The 17,389-nt window shown below is 65.3% G+C and carries 21 protein-coding genes and 1 tRNA gene; 17 read left to right on the top strand and 5 right to left on the bottom strand.

The genetic code is table 11. The features are described 5' to 3' along the window. Window positions 1-131 precede the first annotated feature (131 nt). Together VFW45_00150 and VFW45_00145 are read left to right on the top strand one after the other, a co-directional pair. The gene (locus VFW45_00150) at window positions 132-578 is read left to right on the top strand and encodes a prepilin-type N-terminal cleavage/methylation domain-containing protein (protein ID HEU5179173.1); all 447 of its coding nucleotides are present in this window, start codon (window positions 132-134) and stop codon (window positions 576-578) included. 39 nt (window positions 579-617) lie between these two features. After that, window positions 618-920 (top strand): PilZ domain-containing protein, encoded by a 303-nt coding sequence (locus VFW45_00145; GenBank protein ID HEU5179172.1) that lies wholly within the window; start codon window positions 618-620, stop codon window positions 918-920. Window positions 921-1,044: 124 nt separating this feature from the next. Here VFW45_00145 and VFW45_00140 read toward each other — a convergent pair. From VFW45_00140 to VFW45_00120, 5 genes are all read right to left on the bottom strand, one after another. Beyond that, window positions 1,045-1,129, bottom strand: a tRNA-Leu gene (locus VFW45_00140). A 19-nt stretch (window positions 1,130-1,148) separates the two neighbouring features. Beyond that, window positions 1,149-1,565 carry a preprotein translocase subunit SecG gene (secG, locus tag VFW45_00135; protein ID HEU5179171.1) on the bottom strand — a complete coding sequence of 139 codons (417 nt, stop codon included), beginning with the start codon at window positions 1,563-1,565 and terminating at the stop codon, window positions 1,149-1,151. Between the two features lie 96 nt (window positions 1,566-1,661). Further along, window positions 1,662-2,417 (bottom strand): triose-phosphate isomerase, encoded by a 756-nt coding sequence (gene tpiA, locus VFW45_00130; GenBank protein ID HEU5179170.1) that lies wholly within the window; start codon window positions 2,415-2,417, stop codon window positions 1,662-1,664. Next, entirely contained in the window at window positions 2,414-3,625 is a 1,212-nt protein-coding gene (locus VFW45_00125) for a phosphoglycerate kinase (GenBank protein ID HEU5179169.1), read from the bottom strand. Before VFW45_00125 ends, tpiA begins: the two co-directional genes overlap by 4 nt. Then, window positions 3,622-4,632, bottom strand: coding sequence for a type I glyceraldehyde-3-phosphate dehydrogenase (locus VFW45_00120; GenBank protein ID HEU5179168.1), 1,011 nt, complete (start codon window positions 4,630-4,632; stop codon window positions 3,622-3,624). Before VFW45_00120 ends, VFW45_00125 begins: the two co-directional genes overlap by 4 nt. 166 nt (window positions 4,633-4,798) lie before the next feature. Between VFW45_00120 and VFW45_00115 the strand changes: the two genes are divergently transcribed. The 15 genes from VFW45_00115 to VFW45_00045 form a co-directional block, all read left to right on the top strand. Then, the gene (locus VFW45_00115; GenBank protein ID HEU5179167.1) at window positions 4,799-5,314 is read left to right on the top strand and encodes a DUF192 domain-containing protein; all 516 of its coding nucleotides are present in this window, start codon (window positions 4,799-4,801) and stop codon (window positions 5,312-5,314) included. 210 nt (window positions 5,315-5,524) lie between these two features. After that, window positions 5,525-6,157: a lytic transglycosylase domain-containing protein gene (locus tag VFW45_00110; GenBank protein HEU5179166.1), complete on the top strand. Its 633-nt coding sequence runs from the start codon at window positions 5,525-5,527 to the stop codon at window positions 6,155-6,157. 184 nt (window positions 6,158-6,341) lie between these two features. Beyond that, window positions 6,342-6,707 (top strand): NADH-quinone oxidoreductase subunit A, encoded by a 366-nt coding sequence (ndhC, locus tag VFW45_00105; GenBank protein ID HEU5179165.1) that lies wholly within the window; start codon window positions 6,342-6,344, stop codon window positions 6,705-6,707. Continuing rightward, the gene (locus tag VFW45_00100) at window positions 6,698-7,183 is read left to right on the top strand and encodes an NADH-quinone oxidoreductase subunit B family protein (protein HEU5179164.1); all 486 of its coding nucleotides are present in this window, start codon (window positions 6,698-6,700) and stop codon (window positions 7,181-7,183) included. Before ndhC ends, VFW45_00100 begins: the two co-directional genes overlap by 10 nt. Before the next feature lie 435 nt (window positions 7,184-7,618). Continuing rightward, window positions 7,619-8,083, top strand: coding sequence for an NADH-quinone oxidoreductase subunit C (locus VFW45_00095; GenBank protein HEU5179163.1), 465 nt, complete (start codon window positions 7,619-7,621; stop codon window positions 8,081-8,083). Window positions 8,084-8,092: 9 nt separating this feature from the next. Then, window positions 8,093-9,190: an NADH-quinone oxidoreductase subunit D gene (locus VFW45_00090; GenBank protein ID HEU5179162.1), complete on the top strand. Its 1,098-nt coding sequence runs from the start codon at window positions 8,093-8,095 to the stop codon at window positions 9,188-9,190. Beyond that, on the top strand, window positions 9,190-10,257 hold the full coding sequence (gene nuoH / locus VFW45_00085; GenBank protein ID HEU5179161.1) for an NADH-quinone oxidoreductase subunit NuoH: 1,068 nt from the start codon (window positions 9,190-9,192) through the stop codon (window positions 10,255-10,257). The genes VFW45_00090 and nuoH overlap by 1 nt, the downstream gene beginning before the upstream one ends. Window positions 10,258-10,273: 16 nt before the next feature. Beyond that, window positions 10,274-10,741 carry an NADH-quinone oxidoreductase subunit I gene (locus VFW45_00080; protein ID HEU5179160.1) on the top strand — a complete coding sequence of 156 codons (468 nt, stop codon included), beginning with the start codon at window positions 10,274-10,276 and terminating at the stop codon, window positions 10,739-10,741. Window positions 10,742-10,748: 7 nt separating this feature from the next. After that, window positions 10,749-11,249 (top strand): NADH-quinone oxidoreductase subunit J, encoded by a 501-nt coding sequence (locus VFW45_00075; GenBank protein ID HEU5179159.1) that lies wholly within the window; start codon window positions 10,749-10,751, stop codon window positions 11,247-11,249. 22 nt (window positions 11,250-11,271) lie between these two features. Continuing rightward, window positions 11,272-11,574, top strand: coding sequence for an NADH-quinone oxidoreductase subunit NuoK (gene nuoK, locus VFW45_00070; GenBank protein ID HEU5179158.1), 303 nt, complete (start codon window positions 11,272-11,274; stop codon window positions 11,572-11,574). A gap of 13 nt (window positions 11,575-11,587) precedes the next feature. Continuing rightward, complete coding sequence (gene nuoL, locus VFW45_00065; protein ID HEU5179157.1) at window positions 11,588-13,693, top strand: NADH-quinone oxidoreductase subunit L; 2,106 nt, start codon at window positions 11,588-11,590, stop codon at window positions 13,691-13,693. A 17-nt stretch (window positions 13,694-13,710) separates the two neighbouring features. Beyond that, complete coding sequence (locus tag VFW45_00060; GenBank protein ID HEU5179156.1) at window positions 13,711-15,360, top strand: NADH-quinone oxidoreductase subunit M; 1,650 nt, start codon at window positions 13,711-13,713, stop codon at window positions 15,358-15,360. Further along, entirely contained in the window at window positions 15,353-16,843 is a 1,491-nt protein-coding gene (locus tag VFW45_00055; GenBank protein ID HEU5179155.1) for an NADH-quinone oxidoreductase subunit N, read from the top strand. The genes VFW45_00060 and VFW45_00055 overlap by 8 nt, the downstream gene beginning before the upstream one ends. A gap of 47 nt (window positions 16,844-16,890) precedes the next feature. Next, window positions 16,891-17,091, top strand: a complete 201-nt coding sequence (locus VFW45_00050) for an AtpZ/AtpI family protein (GenBank protein ID HEU5179154.1) — start codon at window positions 16,891-16,893, stop codon at window positions 17,089-17,091. Then, window positions 17,088-17,389 (top strand): hypothetical protein (locus VFW45_00045; protein ID HEU5179153.1); only part of this gene is annotated, 302 nt, incomplete at its 3' end. The genes VFW45_00050 and VFW45_00045, both read left to right, overlap by 4 nt.

Here is a 17,389-nt window from a genome sequence, read left to right as displayed (position 1 = left end):
GATCCGGCCGGTCCCACTTGGCATCCGAGGTCTCTGATTTACGAGGGAGTTGCCGGCGCGAAGCGGTGTCGGAGCGGCCTTGGCATCCCCGTTGCTGATCGAAGGTGAGGTCGAGCTTCAAGGGGGAAGCAATGCGCTCCGAAAAGGGCTTCACGTTGATAGAGCTGCTGGTGGTGGTGGCGATTCTGGGGGTCATCTCCGCCCTGGCCATCGCGGCGCTGTCGAATGCCCTCGACAAGGGAAAGCAGAAACGAACCATGATGGACCTGCACTCCATTGCCGAGGCGACGGAAGCTTACAGCGTGGATCATGCCGTCTATCCCAAGGGCGTCCCCGATTGGGCCACGATGCGTCCACTCATCTCTCCTTTCTTCATACGCGAGCCGCCCGATGCGGACGGATGGGCCCACTCCTGGACGGCCCTGACCGACGCGGGGGGGACCGAGTACAGTCTGGTGAGCCTGGGGAAGGACGGATTGCAGGGAACCTGGACGGGGGGCATGACCAACCGTTTCGAGTGCGACATCGTCTTCGCTTCAGGCCAGTTCTTCCAGTGGCCGCAGGGCACGCAACACTGACATCGGCACGGAAGAGCGGGTCGCGGCATTGGAGATTCCATGGCGGTAAGGCCGGCGATGCGGGATCGCAGGATCATTGTTCGCGATCGGCGTCGCATCGGCGTGCGCTACGGCACTGAGAGCGGGGAGTTCCTGGGCTACACCTCCGATCTCGGCGCCCGCGGTCTCTTCCTGCAAGCCAACAAGCTCTTCCCACCCGGCACCATCCTCCTGATGGAGCTGGAGCTTCCCGATGGCATCCGCAGGATGCGCGGCGCCATTCGCTGGGTCAAGGAGGTTCCTCCCGCTTTTCGCCGCAGCATGCGCGGCGGCATGGGAATCGAGCTTCTCCCGGAGGATTGAATCCTCTCTCCGCGGCGGTCCACGCGCGGAGCGCTCGCCGAGGGCCGCTCACTCTTGTCTGACAAGGGATGTCGTGTGGGACTATCCCTGAGCTCTCATAAGCTCAGGTGAGGTCTGCAGGGGTTGGTGCCGAAGGCGGGATTCGAACCCGCACGGTGTTACCCGCCACCCCCTCAAGATGGTGTGTCTGCCAGTTCCACCACTTCGGCACTTGCCTCGAAGGTAACGCTAGGGCTTCTTCGGTTCGGGCGTCGAGGGAGGCGCCTGAGCCGGTTGATTCGCGGGAGGCTGCGTTCCCTTCGTTGCCGGTGCGGTCCCGGCAGGAGCCGCGGGCGACGCCGCGTTCGGCGCCGGCGGAGGAACCACCGGAAGGGAAGTCGCCGCGGCCGGGGCGTTCTGCAGCACGTCGGAGGTCCGGCGCGAGGAGTACAGAGCCAGGGCCAGCGAAGTGAACATGAAGACGATCGCGGCGATGGTGGTCGCCTTGCTCAGGACGGTCGCCGCGCCGCGGCTTCCCAGGGCGGTCTGGCTGCCGCCCCCGCCGAAGGCTCCCGCCAGGTCGGCGCCTTTGCCGGTCTGCAGCAGCACGACCAGGATCAAGATGAGGCAAACGAAGAAGTGCAGAACGATGAGTGCGGCGTACATCATGTCTCCCTTGGTTTCTAGCCGGGCCAATCCGAGCCGGAGCCTTGTGGCGGAGGCGTCAATCTAGCACAGGGTGCCGGCGACGTAAAGGCGCCCTCACCATCCCGCCGCGGCGATGGCGGCGAAATCGACGGCCTTGAGCGAAGCTCCTCCGACCAGCACCCCATCCACGGCCTGGTGGGCCGCGAAGCCCGCGGCGTTGCCCGCCGTGACGCTGCCGCCGTAGAGAATCCGCACCTTGTCGCCGGCCGCCGCTCCCCAAAGCTGCTCGAGCTGGCGCCGGATCAGATGGCTCGCCTGGGCGGCGTCTTCGACGGTGGCCGAATGGCCGGTGCCGATGGCCCAGACCGGCTCGTACGCCACCGACAGGCGGTCCGCCGAGCCGGGGGAGACCTCGTCGAGGGCCCGGTCCAACTGCCGGATCAGCACCTCGTGCAGCCTGCCCGTCTCGCGCTCCACGAGCTCCTCGCCGATGCACAGGATGGGAGCCAGCCCTCCACGCAAGGCGGCGCGCAGCTTCTGGTTCACTCGATGGTCGGTTTCTCCGAAATAGATCCGCCGCTCCGAATGGCCCACCAGGACGTGCGTGCAGCCGACCGCCTCCAGCATCAAGTGCGAGATGGCGCCCGTGAAGGCGCCGACGTCCTCCCAATGCAGATCCTGGGCGGCCAGCTTCAGGCGGCTTCCCTGCAACGCGGCCGCCGTGGCGGCGAGGGAGGTATAGGGCGGCGCGATTACTATCTCCATCTGGTGCCGCGCCGGCACCTTCGCCACCAGCTCGCGGGTCAGGGCCGCAGCCTCAACGGGGGTGGTATGCATTTTCCAGTTCCCGACGATCAGAGGGATTCTCATGCCTGGGCTGGCTTGTCGGTGAGGGCGGCCACGCCGGGAAGCTCCACCCCGGAGAGGAACTCCAGGGAGGCGCCACCGCCGGTCGAGACATGGCTGAGCTTGTCGGATAGATGAAACCGCGCCAACGCCGCGGCCGTGTCTCCTCCGCCGGCGACGCTGCGCGCCCTGGAAGCGGCGATCGCCTCCGCCACGGCGCGCGATCCGGCGTCGAAGGGAGGGCGCTCGAACAAGCCGACGGGACCGTTCCACAGGATGGTGCGCGCGGCCGCGATCTCGCGCGCGAAGGACTCCGCGGTCACGGGGCCGATGTCCAGCCCGAGGCTCCCGTCGGGGATTTCGCGCGCCGCCACCACCTCCCCTTCGCCGGGCGATTCGAAGGAGCGCGCGATCCGATGATCGACAGGCAGGACCACCTTGACGCCGCATTGTTCCGCGTCCTTCAGGATTTGCGCGGCGATCGGCACGCTCGCCGGCTCGGTGCGCGAGGCGCCGACGCTCACGCCCAGCGCGGCCAGGAAGGTGTAGGCCATCGCCCCTCCGATCAGGACCACGTCGACGCGCGGCAGCAGGTTCTTCACGAGCTCCACTTTGTCCGAGACCTTCGCTCCCCCGAGAATCGCCACATAAGGCCGCTGCGGATTCACCAGCAGACCGCCAAGATACTCCAGCTCCTTCTCCATCAGCAGGCCCGCCGCGGCGGGGTCGAAATGCCGGCACAGGGCGGCCACTGAAGCGTGGGCCCGGTGGGCGCTCCCGAAGGCGTCGTTCACGTAGGCCTCGGCCAGCCGGGCGAGGCGAGCGGCGAACTCGGCGTCGTTTTTTTCCTCGCCGGGATGGAACCTCAGGTTCTCCAGCAGAAGAATCTCTCCCGGTTCGAGCGAGCGCGCCGCCTCGAGCGCCTCGGCGCCAACGCAATCCGGCGCGAAGCGCACCGGCGCTTCGATCAGCTCTTTCAGCTTGCGCGCCACCGGCTCCAGGCTGTAAGCAGGATCTGGTTTTCCTTTCGGCCGCCCCAGATGGGAGGCAAGAATCGGACGGCCACGCTTCTCGAGAACCTTGCGGATCGTCGGAAGGGAGGCGCGCAGCCGCAGGTCATCGGCCACGCTTCCCGCTTCCAGCGGCACATTGAAATCGACGCGCACGAAGACGCGCTTGTCGGCCATCTCCAGATCGGTCACCGACACCTTGGCGAACCGTGCGGCGCTCACGAGGCTCCTCCCGCGCCCAGTCGGCGGACGAGATCCAGCAGGCGATGCGTATAACCGCTCTCGTTGTCGTACCAGGCGAATAAGCGCAGCAGCGCGGGCGTGGGGAGCGCGGTCAGCTTGGCGTCCACCACGGCGCTGCGCGGGTCGCCGCGAAAATCGACCGAGACCAGCTCCTCCTCGGCGACCCCGACCAGACCGGCAAATCGTCCGCGCGCCGCCTCCCGGAACATCTCGACCGTGCGCTTCGTCTCCGCCGGCCGCTTCAGAGCGGTCACCAGCTCGACCGCGGATACGAAAGGAGTCGGCACGCGCACGGCGAGGCAGGTCAGGCGCTCCGCCAGGCCCGGCAGGATCTGGCCCAGGGCCAGGGCGGCGCTGGTGGTCGTAGGTATCATCGACATTCCGCCGGCGCGCGATCGCCGCAGGTCCCGGTGCGGCGCATCCATGAGCGGCTGGTCGTTGGTCACGCAATGAACCGTCGTCATCGAGCCGGCCTGGATGCCCCACTCCGAGTCGATCAGCTGGAGCAGCGGGGCGGCGCACTGGGTGGTGCACGAGGCGTTGCTGACGATCCGGTGGCGCGCCGGATCGAGACGGTCTTCATTCACTCCCCAGCCCACCGTGAAGTCGGCATCCTCGGATGGGGCCGAGATGATCACGCTGCGCGCACCGCCACGGAGATGTCCTGCAGCCTGTGCACGGCTGCGGAAGCGACCGGTCGCCTCGACGACGATTTCGGTTCCATGGTCGGCCCACGGGATGCGATCGGGAGACGCGAATCCGGTGCAGGGAAGGGCACGATCGCGCACCCGGATCTCCCCTTCGCGGCCTTCCACCGGCTCGCTCCAGGCCCCCGAGATCGAATCGTGCTTCAGCAAGTGGGCCAGCGTGCCGGGGGGGGCCACGTCGTTCACGGCGCACACCACCACGTCCTTTGTGCTGGCCGTCAAGCGGAAGAGACAGCGGCCGATACGGCCCATGCCGTTGATTCCGATCCGAACGGGCAAACCCTTCCTCCTGAGAGGGATGAGAAAAACTGGTCGGGGCCAGCAGTATAGATGACGCTGCGAAACATCGTCAACGGTGAGACACGACTTGGATGCAGGGACAGACGGGCCGGCTCCTATTGCGAACCGGCTCGATGGGTGGCGCCGAATCCTGTAGTATGCGAGCGTGATCCCCCCCCGACTCCGGAGCAGGTTCCTCGTCAAGGCACTCGTCGCGCCCGCCGCGATTCTGATCGCCGTGTCGGCCGGAGCCGCCGGGCCGCCGCCGGCCCAGACGCAGCCTTTCTCCGCCAAGGCGATTGCCCCCGATGGACACGAGTTCCGCCTCGAGCTGGCCCGCACGCCGCAGCAGCGGGCCCTCGGCTACATGTATCGCAGCCGCGTCGGTCCCGACGACGGAATGCTCTTCCTGTTCGAAGAGAGCGGATTCCATTCGATCTGGATGAAGAACTGCCGGGTCGGGCTGGACGTCGTGTGGCTGTCCGACGATCTGCACGTCGTTCATCTCGAGCGTTCCGTCCCGCCGTGCAAAGCGGACCCATGCCCCGGGTATCCCCCCATGCTGAAAGCCCGTTACATCCTGGAAATCGCCGCCGGAATGGCCAAGAAGTCGCGACTGAATGTCGGCGATGAGATAAAAATTCTCGGAGTCGACCTGGAAAATTCTGCGTCTTCTCCCTGAATTCTTGTACATATTCCAATCACGTCGGTTTTCTCACGGAAGATTCCTCCGTTTCCTGCGCTTTCCCCGCCTTGCCTGAAACCCCACCGAATCAGCGCGTTGCCTTCCCAATGTCGCGAAAGTGGTCCCGGAATAGTCCTGTTTTGTCCTTGACATCCGCTCTTCCGGAAGCATAATTCCCTCATCCAATGACAGTAGGAGGCGGGTTCTATGAGGCACATCACCCATACCCTCACGCTGGCCGTTGTCCTGGTCCTGGGCTTCCTGATTGGAGCGCGGTACCAGAGAGTCCTGGACAACGTGGAGGGATTGCAGACGCTGACGGCCGTGCAGAAGAACAAGATCTCCGAGCTGGACGTGGCCCGGGAGCACCTGGCTTCCGTCGTTCGGTTGCGCGAGATCCTCGCCGATAATCGCATCTACATGTCCAAGGGTAATGTCGAGGAGATGGCTTCGAAGGTTGAACAGGTGAGCCGTAAGTACGGCATCAGCGCGGAGATGATCTACGCGGTGATCCGCGCCGAGAGCTCCTTCAATCCGATGGCTCTCTCCGACAAGGGCGCCATGGGGTTGATGCAGGTTCTTCCTTCGACCGCCCGCGAAGTGGCGGCGCGCATCAACATCCGCTGGACCGACGAGCGGATTCTCTGGGACCCGATGACCAATCTCGAGGTCGGCACTTACTACCTGCACACCCTGATGGACCGCTTCGACAGCGTCGAGGTGGCGCTGGCGGCCTACAACCAGGGCCCCAACCGCATCGCCGCCCTGCAGGCCGATCAGGCCGACCTGCCCATGGACTACACGGTGCGCGTGCTTTCCAACCTTTCCGAGCGCAACTAACTTCATTGCCGGGCGCCACTAACCTCGCTCGCCGCGCCCGCTTACCCCGCCTTTTTCCCGCCGCGCCGTACCCTCTTCCCCGACAAGGAACTTGCGGATTTCCAGCGGTTTGACAGGCGTAAAACCGCTGTGCTAAATTGCGCGCCCGAAATGAGTTGAGAGATCCGCGCGCGACGGAGGGTCCGTGCCGGTTGCCGGTGTGTCCTACATCCCCATCCTCATCTTCCTGGTCGTCGGCGTCGCGTTCACCTCGGTCAGCCTGCTGCTCGCCCGGGTGGTGCGGCCCTCGAACTACGACCGGGTCAAGATGGACGCCTACGAGTGCGGTGTGGAGACGGAGGGGGAGCCGCGGCAGCGCTACTCGGTGCGCTACTACGTCATCGCCGTCCTGTTCGTCGTCTTCGACGTGGAGACCGTCTTCCTCTTTCCCTGGGCGGTGAAGTACAGGATGCTGGGAATCTACGGCTTCGTGGAAATGGTTCTGTTCCTGGGGATCCTGGTCCTCGGCTATGTGTATGCCTGGAAGAAAGGAGCCCTGGAATGGGTCTGATCGAGAATCGCTTCGCTCCCAGCATTTTCACCACCAGCATCGATAAAGTCTTCAACTGGGCCCGCAAATCGGCCCTGTGGCCGATGAGCTTCGGACTGGCGTGCTGCGCCATCGAGATGATGGCCACCGTGGCGTCCCGCTACGACATCGATCGGTTCGGCGCCGGGGTCTACCGGGCGACGCCGCGGCAGAGCGATCTCATGATCGTGGCGGGGACGGTGGTCGAGAAGATGGGGCCCATCGTGAAGCGCCTCTACGACCAGATGCCCGATCCCAAGTGGGTGATTTCGATGGGGGCCTGCTCGACGTGCGGCGGACCTTTCGACACGTACAGCACGATGCAGGGGGTCGACCGGGTCATTCCGGTCGACGTGTACATCCCGGGCTGCCCACCGCGGCCCGAAGCTCTGCTCTACGGCATCCTCAAGCTGCAGGACAAGATCGATCAGATGACCATCGCTCGGAGAACCGCCTGAGGAGACCCGTGCGTGACGCCGCCCGGACCTTCCGGCGCGGCGGGCCGGGACGCTCAGACCAAGATTCTTCGAGGATACGCGGGAAGACTGCGAATGACTGACGAGAGCAAGCCGCCGACTCCCGAGGGTAAGCCGCCGGCACCGCCGGCCTCCGAAGGTGAGGCCGCGGCACCGCCCAAGCCTGCAGCGCCCGGCCCACCTGAGGGCGCTGCGGCGGCGCCGACGAAGGCCCCGACCCCTGCAGCGCCCGGAGGCGCGGTTCCGGCTCCGCCTGCCGCGGCCGCCCCGCCTCCCAAATCGGCAGCCCCGGGACCTGAAGGCCCGGTTGCCCCGCCGCCGTCAGCCCCAGCCCCGCCCGCAGCCGCGGCTCCTCCCGCAGCGGCGAAGCCCGCGGCGCCTACCAAGGTCAACCTCGCGGCGGAGGTCCCCTCGCCCGTGCTGGACGCGATCAAGGAACGCTTCCCGGGGGCCGTGCAATCGGTGGCTTACCATGCCGGAGAGGTGACGGCTCTGCTGGACAAGGACAGCTTCCTGTCGATCTGCCGCTTCCTGAAGGACGATCCGGCTCTGCGCATGGACTATCTGTCCAACCTCTGCGGCGTCGATTTCCCCGATCGCGACAAGCGCTTCGAGGTGGTGTATCACCTCTTCTCCGTCCCGAAAAAGCACCGGATCAACCTGAAGATTCGCGTCGCCGATCAGGAGCCGGCTCCCAGCGTGACCGGCATCTGGCGCACGGCCAACTGGCACGAGCGGGAAGCCTTCGACCTGCTCGGGATTCCTTTCGAGGGGCACCCCGATCTCCGCCGCATCCTCCTCACCGACGAGTGGCAGGGGCACCCGCTGCGCAAGGAGTACCCGACGAGAGGCCACGACCGCGATCACCTGAAGCTGCGCTGAGGGGACCGGATGTTTCGCACCGAGATGATGGACATCAACATGGGCCCGCAGCACCCGAGCACGCACGGGGTGCTCCGGCTGAAGCTGGTCCTCGACGGAGAGACGGTCACCGACACCGACGTGATGATCGGCTACCTGCACCGCGGCGTGGAGAAGCTCTGCGAGTCGAAGAACTACCACATGATCGAGCCTTACACCGACCGGCTCGACTACGTCGCGGCGATGTACGAGAACCTCGGCTACGTCGAAGCGGTCGAGAAGCTGATGGGCGTAACGGTGCCGGAGCGCGCCGAGTACATCCGCGTCATCACCGCCGAGCTGCAGCGCATCGCCAGCCACCTGGTCTGGCTCGGGACGCATGCCCTGGACATCGGCGCCATGACGGTCTTCTTCTACTGCTTCCGGGAGCGGGAGATCCTGCTCGACCTGTTCGAAGCGTTTTGCGGCGCGCGCCTCACCTACAACGCCTACCGCATCGGCGGACTACCGTGGGACGTGCCGCCGGGCTGGACCGATCGGGTCCGCCACTTCGTGAAGATCTTTCCCGAGAGGCAGAAGGAATACGCGACCCTGCTCACGAAGAACCGCATCTGGATCGGCCGGACCAAGGGCGTCGGCATCCTGAAGGCCGAGGACGCCATCGACTTCGGCGTGACCGGCCCCTGCCTGCGCGCCGCGGGCGTGGATTACGACCTGCGCAAAGTTCACCCGTACTCGGTCTACCCGCGCTTCAACTTCGATGTGCCCCTCGGGGAGAACAGCGACACCTACGATCGCTATCTGGTGCGCATGGAGGAGATGCGGCAGAGCCTGCGCATCGTCGAGCAGGCGCTCGAGCAGCTCCCCGCGGGCGACATCATGGGCAAGGTCCCCAAGCGCATCAAGCCCCCGGTGGGCGAGGTCTACCACGTCGTCGAAGGGCCGCGCGGCGAGCTCGGCTTCTACATCGTCAGCCAGGGGGAGGACAAGCCCTACCGCATGCGCTTCCGCTCCCCCTCCTTCGTGAACCTGCAGGCGCTGCCGCACATGATCCAGGGATCTCTGGTGGCCGACGTGGTCGCCGTGATCGGGACCCTCGACATCGTCCTGGGAGACGTGGACCGCTGATGAGTGACGCGCTGGTCCGCAATCTCGCCATCCCGCTGGCCCAGGTGCTGGTGGTGCTGGGCGTCGCCTCGGGCGCCGTGGCCTACATGACCCTGATCGAGCGGAAGATCCTGGCCTTCATGCAGCTGCGCCTGTCGCCGCGCCGGGTCGGGCCGCACGGCATCCTCCAGCCGATTGCCGACGGCATCAAGCTGCTGATCAAGGAAGACATCACCCCGACGCGCGCCGATAAGCTCCTGTTCACGCTCGCGCCGATCCTCACCGTCCTGCCGGCGTTCACGGCGCTGTCGCTCATCCCGTTCTCGGGGGGCGGTAAGTTCACGCTGTTCGGCTACGAGTTCTTCCCCTGGATCGCCGACGTGAACGTCGGGGTCGTGTTCCTCCTGGCGATCTCCTCCCTGGGGATCTACGGGATCATGCTGGGAGGATGGGCCTCGAACAGCAAGTACCCGATGCTCGGCGCCTTGCGCAGTGCCGCGCAGATGGTCTCCTACGAGGTCCCCTTCGGCTTCTCCATCATCGGGGTCCTCATGCTCAGCGGGACCGCCAGCATGGTCGGCATCGTCGAGGCCCAGCGCCAGGCCCATCTCTGGTACTTCGCGCCGCAGTGCCTCGGGCTGTTCGTGTTCTTCGTGAGCGGCGTGGCGGAGACCAACCGCCTGCCTTTCGACCTGCCCGAGGCGGAGGCCGAGCTGGTCGCCGGCTTCCACACCGAGTACACGGGGATGAAGTTCGCCTTCTTCATGCTGGCCGAGTACGTCTCGATGATGGTCATCGCGTCGATCGTGACGACGCTGTTCTTCGGTGGCTGGCTGAGGCCCTTTCCCAATGTGGCGGCACTGGGCTGGCTGAACTTCGGCCTGGACCACCTGCACCCGGCGCTGCCCGGCTTCGTGTGGTTCGGCCTGAAGACCTTCCTGGTCCTGTTCGTCTACCTGTGGCTGCGCGGCACGTTCCCGCGCTACCGCTACGACCAGCTCATGAATCTGGGCTGGTTCTGGATGATCCCGCTGTCGATCGCCAACGTCGTGCTCACCGGGGCCGTCGTCCTGCTGGTGGCCCGATGAGAGGCGCGAGGAAGCCATGAGTGTGACCGGGTTCCTGCGAAAGTTCCTGCTGCTCGAGATGATGCAGGGGATGTGGGTCACCCTGAAGAATCAGTTCCGTCCGCACATCACCGTGGAATACCCGAAGGAGACGGTGGAGTTCGCGCCACGCTTCCGCGGAGTCCCGCGCCTGCGCAAGGACCCGGCGACCGGCGAGGAGCTGTGCGTCTCTTGCCTGCTGTGCGAGGCGATCTGCCCCACCGAGTGCATCTCGATCGTCTCGGAGAAGCGGCCGGACGGGAAGGGGAAGCAGCTGGTGAGCTTCACCATCAACTATGAGCGCTGTTGTTTCTGCGGGCTGTGCGTCGATCCCTGCCCGACCAAGCCGATCACCGCCATCTACATGTCCCACGACTACGAGCTGGCGGGATACGACCGCGACGCCTACGTCACGGCGCGCGAGGAGCTGGTGGACGGCAAGCCGGCGAAGCTCTACACCCGATGAGGGGACGATGAACTGGGGGCTGGCGGTCTTCTACTTCTTCGCCGCGCTGGCGACCGTCGGTGGCGTCATGACGATCACCCGCAAGAACGCGGTGCACTCGGCGGTCTACCTCGTCCTGACCTTCGTTGCCATCGCCGCGATCTACGTCCTGCTGGGAGCCGACTTCCTGTTCGCCGTGCAGGTGCTGGTCTACGCCGGTGGCATTCTCGTCCTGTTTCTTTTCGTGATCATGCTCGTGAACCTGGAAGAGCCGCGCCGCTTCAGCGGCGGCCGCATGCGTCTGGCGGCCTCCGGCGCCATGACGCTCCTCCTGTTCGGGATCCTGGCGACAACTTTCGCCCGCTCGACGTCCGTCACGGCTGTCGCCGCGTCGCCGGCGGCGGAAGGCAACCTGCAGGCAGTGGGCGCGATGCTGTACACCCAGTACATCCTTCCCTTCGAGGTTGTCTCGGTGCTGCTGCTGGTCGCGATGATCGGCGCCATCGTCCTGGGAAGGCCGCGCGCCTGAGCGCGTCCGCGAGGAGGCAGCGATGATTCCCCAGAACCACCTGCTGGTCCTGAGCCTGGTGCTGCTGACGATCGGCGTCGTCGGCGTGCTGGTCCGGCGCAACGTCATCATCATCCTGATGTCGATCGAGCTGATCCTGAACGCCGCCAACCTCAACTTCGTCGCCTTCTCGCGCCAGTGGCAGAACCTGACCGGCCAGATCTGGGGGGTCTTCAACATCACCATCGCCGCCGCCGAGGTGGCGGTGGGGCTGGCCATCGTGATCGCGCTCTTTCGCAACCGCGAAACCGTCAACGTCGACGAAATGAACCTGATGAAGTGGTGAGGCAGCTTCCATCGTGCTGAGCGCCCTTTACTTGATCCCGTTGCTTCCCCTGGCCGGCTTCGTCCTCAACGGCCTGTTCGGGAAGCGGTATCTCTCCAAACAGCTCATCGGAATCATCGCCTGCGGCGCGGTTCTGGCGGCCTTCCTCCTCTCGCTTGGCGCGGTCCTGCAGCTGGGCCATCTCGATTCGGTCACCTCCGTGCCCGGCCATCTGGAAGTCGATCGTGAGGCGAAGCGGGTGACGCTGACGGCGGCCGAGTGGCTGCACGCCGGGCGGGGCAGCCAGGGGGCCGAGTTCTCGATCCCCTGGGGCTTCACGCTGGATCCCCTGTCGGCGGTCATGCTGCTGGTGGTGACGGGGGTCGGCTTCCTGATCCATGTCTACTCCGTCGGCTACATGGCCCACGAGGAAGGTTACTGGCGCTACTTCGCCTATTTGAACCTGTTCATGGCGATGATGCTGACGCTGGTGCTGGGCTCCAGCTTCCCGGTGATGTTCGTGGGATGGGAAGGGGTGGGGCTGTGCTCGTACCTGCTGATCGGCTTCGACTACCCGAAGGATTCAGCGGCCGACGCGGGGAAGAAGGCCTTCCTGGTCAACCGGGTCGGCGACATGGGATTCGTCCTGGCGATGGCCTGGATCTTCGCCTCGCTGGGGACGCTCGAGTTCAGCTCGGTGATGGCGCAGGCGTCGCATCTGGCCCCGGCGGTGGCGGCCGGCATCGGCGTTCTGCTGTTCGTGGGAGCCTGCGGCAAGAGCGCGCAGATTCCGCTTTATGTCTGGCTCCCCGATGCGATGGCGGGTCCCACGCCGGTGTCGGCCCTGATCCATGCCGCGACGATGGTGACGGCGGGTGTCTACATGGTCTGCCGCTGCTCGGCGATCTACCTGCAGGGGCCGCAGGCTTTGATGGTGGTCGCCACGGTGGGGGCGCTCACGGCGATCTTCGCGGCGAGCATGGCGCTGCGGCAGAACGACATCAAGAAGGTGCTGGCCTATTCCACCGTGAGCCAGCTCGGCTACATGTTCCTGGCGGCGGGCGTCGGAGCCTTTACCGCCGCGGTGTTCCACCTGATGACGCATGCCTTCTTCAAGGCGCTGCTCTTCCTGGGCTCCGGCAGCGTCATTCACGCCATGAGCGGCGAGCAGGACCTCAGGAAGATGGGCGGGTTGAAGAAGACGCTGCCCATCACCTTCGCGACATTTTTGGTGGGCACTTTGGCTATCGCCGGCATCCCGCCGCTCTCGGGCTTCTTCAGCAAGGACGAGATCCTGTGGAAGGCGTTCGGCTCGGGCAATCCTCACGGCCTGGGGGGCGTGATCTTCTGGCTGGTGGGATTGCTGGCCGCGGCGCTGACGACCTTCTACATGTTCCGTCTCGTCTTCCTGTGCTTTTACGGCGAAGGCCGCATGGACCATGAAACGGCGCATCATCTGCATGAGTCGCCGAAGGTGATGACGGTGCCGCTGATCATCCTGGCGGTGCTGTCGGCCGTGGGCGGGTTGATCGGAATCCCCAAGAGCCTCAGCTTCGGCGCCGACCTGAACTTCTTCGAGCATTTCCTCGCGCCGGTGTTCGAGACGGTGCCGCCGAGCGGCGCCGCGGCCGTCCATGCGGCGGAGGCGGCGGGGGTGTCGCACGGCGAGGTCGAATCGCTCGAGTATCTCCTGATGCTCCTGGCGCTGGGGGTCGTGGCGGCGGCCATCTTCACGGCCTATCGCTTCTACCGCGCCCGCCCGGAGATCCCGCGGCGGCTGGCCTCCGCGATGCCCCGCCTCGGCGAGCTGCTCGCCAACAAGTACTACGTCGACGAGCTGTACGCGGCGGCCATCGTGCGCCCCACCCTCGCGGCGTGCCGCGGACTCCACGCTTTCGATGCGCGCGTCGTGGACGGACTGGTGAACGGCGTGCGGCACGCGACCATGGGGTTCAGCATCCTGTCGCGCATCTTCGACCAATACGTGGTCGACGGACTGGTGAACGCCACCGCCTACATCGCGCGCGGGCTCGCCCTCGCCTTCCGCAGGATGCAGACGGGGCAGGTCCAGTCGTACTTGACCCTGTTCGTTTTCGGGATCTTCCTGTTCGTGAGCATCTATCTCTTCTGGAACCGGTAAAGGAGTCCCGCTTCATCATGAGCAATCAATGGATTCTCACCACCATCACCTTCCTGCCCCTCGTCGGGGCCGTCGGGCTCCTCTTCTTCAACAAGGAAGCGAAGCGGGCGATTGCCTGGTATGCGACGGCGGTGGCGTTCGCCGGCTTCCTGGTCTCCCTGCCGCTGTTCTGGAGGTATGACCCGAAGGGCGCCCCGTTCCAGTTCGAGGCGAGCCATTCCTGGATCCCCTCCATCGGCGTCAGCTACCACACGGGAGTGGACGGAATCTCGGTGCTGCTCATCCTCCTCACGACCCTGCTCGGCTTCCTGGCCATCCTGTCGAGCTGGACGGCGATCACGGAGCGGGTGAAGGAGTACTACGTGATGATGCTCCTGCTGCAGACGGGGATGCTGGGAGTCTTCATCTCGCTCGATTTCTTCCTGTTCTACGTCTTCTGGGAGGTGATGCTCGTCCCGATGTATTTCCTGATCGGAGTGTGGGGTGGTCCCCGCAAGCTCTACGCCGCGATCAAGTTCTTCCTCTACACGCTTCTCGGGTCGGTGCTGATGCTGCTGGGGATCCTGGCGCTCTACTTCTATCACGGCAGCGTCACGGGGAATTACACCTTCGACGTGGTGTCGCTCATGGAGATGGGACGTGACACCACGCCGGCCTGGATCTCGCTGGCGCGCTGGATCTTCCTCGCCTTCTTCGTCGGCTTCGCCATCAAGGTCCCGATGTTCCCGTTCCACACCTGGCTACCCGATGCCCACGTGGAGGCTCCCACCGCGGGCTCGGTCATCCTCGCCGGGGTGCTCCTCAAGATGGGAACGTACGGCTTCGTCCGCTTCTCCCTGCCGATCCTGCCGGAGGCGACGCGTCACTACCTTCCCTGGATGCTCGGACTTTCGGTGATCGGCATCCTGTACGGCGCCATGGTGGCCATGGTGCAGAAGGACTGGAAGAAGCTGGTCGCCTATTCCTCGGTGAGCCACCTCGGCTTCTGCATGCTCGGGGTCTTCGCCCTCAACGAGGTGGGCCTCAAGGGCGGCATCCTGCAGATGATCAACCATGGCATCTCCACCGGCGCCTTGTTCCTGATCGTCGGGCTGATCTACGAGCGGCGCCACACGCGACTGATCTCCGATTTCGGGGGCTTGTCGCGCCAGATTCCGATCTACGCCGTCTTCTTCATGATCATGACGCTCTCGTCGATCGGCCTCCCGGCGCTGAACGGCTTCATTGGGGAGTTCACCATCCTGATGGGAGCCTGGATGATCCCCATCGGCTTCCATCTGAACCTTCCCTTCACCAGCAAGGCGCTGCTGTTCGTGCCGCAGATCTGGTCGGTGCTCGCGGTCCTCGGCATCGTCCTGGGCGCCGCCTACATGCTCTGGCTGTACCAGCGCACCATGTTCGGCAAGCTGGACAAGCCCGAGAACCAGGCGCTCACCGATTTGAACGGGCGGGAGATCCTGACCCTGGCGCCGCTGGTGGTCCTGGCCTTCTGGATTGGACTGTACCCGGCCCCCTTCATGGACATGCTGCAGCCCGCGGTGGAGCGCATCGTCCGGCAGGTAAACGAGCCGGTGCCGGCCACGGCGCACCTCGGCGCCGCGCCGGCCGGCGCGGTGAAAGCAGCCCTGAAGCCCCCCGCCGCAGCCCAGGAGCCGCGGAATGAATAGCAGTCTGGAGCAGGCGCTCTACCTGTTCAGGCCGGAGCTCCTGCTGACCTTCTACGGGTTCTTCCTGCTGATCCTGGGGGTCTTTCCGGTCTACCGGCGCTGGATCGGCGTGCTCGCGGCGCTCGGCTGTCTCCTGACGCTGGGCGTGGTCCTCTCCTTTCCGCTGCAGCAGGGGCTGGACGTGTTCCGCAGCCTGAACCTCTTCTTCTTCAATCAGCTGCTGGTGCTCGACGGCATGGCGATCTTCTTCAAGGTGGTCTTCCTCTCCTCGGCCATCCTCAGCATCCTCATCTCCCTGCGCTACCTCGACATCGAGAATGTCCAATCGGGGGAGTACTACGCCCTGATCTGCTTCTCCGTGGTCGGAATGATGGTCATGGCTTCCGCCTCCGACCTGCTCAGTCTTTTCGTGGGGCTGGAGCTGATGGCGATTTCGATTTACATCCTCGTCGGCTACCTGCGGGGGAACCGGAAATCGAACGAGGCCGCCATGAAGTACTTCCTGCTGGGGGCTTTTTCGACCGGGGTTTTCGTCTACGGCTCCTCCCTGGTCTACGCGGCCAAGGGAACGACGAACCTGTACCAGATGGCCTCGAGCTTCCAGCAGTCGGACCTGCAGTCCCCCATGCTCCTGCTGGGGCTGGTCCTGCTCACCGTGGCCCTGGGCTTCAAGGTGGCGGCCGTGCCGTTTCACTCCTGGGCGCCCGATGCCTACGAGGGAGCTCCCACCGCCATCACCGCCTTCATGTCGACCGCCTCCAAGGCGGCGGCTTTCGTCGCCTTCGTGCGCATCTACGCCGTGGGCTTCGGAGCGATGCGCGATCGCTGGATCCTGCTTCTCATCGTCCTGTCGGTAGCCAGCATGACGCTGGGAAACCTGGTGGCGCTCCTGCAGGACAACATGAAGCGGATGCTGGCCTACTCCAGCATCGCCCATGCCGGCTACATCCTGATCGGGCTCATCGTCATGTCGCGGCCGCAGCCGGAGCTGATGGACTACGGTCTGACCTCGCTGATGTTCTATCTGGCGGTCTACACCTTCATCAACGTGGGGGCTTTCTCCCTGATCGTGATGCTGCGCCGCGAGAACCTTGTCGGCGACCGGGTGGTCGACTTTTCGGGCCTGCAGCAGCGCAGCCCGCTGGCGGCCTTTGCCATGCTGGTGTTCATGCTGTCGCTGGCGGGTATTCCGGCCACCGCCGGCTTCATCGGCAAGTACTACCTGTTCGCCGCCGCCATGAAAGCGCATTTCGGCTGGCTGGCCGTCGTCATGGTGCTGAACAGCGTCGTCTCGGCCTGGTATTACCTGCGGGTGGTCTGGCACATGTACCAGAAGCCGCCGGTCGACTCGGTGCGCTACGCCTTTTCCTGGGGGCTGGCCGGCGCGGTGGGGATCTGCCTGGCATTCAACCTTTTCGTCGGTCTGTATCCCAACCCGCTCATCGAGCTGACGCGTCGATCGCTGCTGTCGCTGGGGCAATAGGCGCCGTGGCCGAGGATCCCGAGCCTCGGGGGTCTCTCGCAGAAGCGATGCGCAAGGTGGGGCCGCTCCTCAGCCTGGGGCTGAATTTTGCGGTGACCGTGGGAATCGGGACCGCGGCGGGTTACTGGCTGGACCGGCGCTTCAAGACCAGTCCCTGGCTCCTGCTCGGGGGGATGGCGCTGGGATTGGTGGCGGCGTTCGTCGGCTTTTTCAAGGTCGTGATGCCCTCAAAGGACGGCAAGTCGTGATCGTCGGGCCGGCGTTGCGTGCCGGCGCGGTTCTCGCCTCTGTGGCGGGGGCGACGCTCCCTTTCAGCGCCCTGGCGGTCGACGCCTGGGGCGGACGGCAGGCCGCCTGGTCCACGGTGCTCGGGGCCGCTCTGGCAACCGTCCTGGCGGTCGCCAGCGTCGTGCTGGCGGTCTGGGCCCACGACAAGCCGCAGCGGGTCTTCCTGACGGCGCTGCTCGGAGGGTTCCTGGGCCGGCTGATTCTTTTCGGCGGCGGCATCGCGCTGCTGGCGACGGCGACCGAATTCCCGGTGGCCGC

The sequence above is a fragment of the Candidatus Polarisedimenticolia bacterium genome (assembly GCA_035764505.1).
Classification (GTDB): domain Bacteria; phylum Acidobacteriota; class Polarisedimenticolia; order Gp22-AA2; family AA152; genus AA152.
The sequence above is the reverse complement of the archived record's forward strand: the minus strand, read 5'-3'. Positions and strand labels throughout refer to the sequence as shown.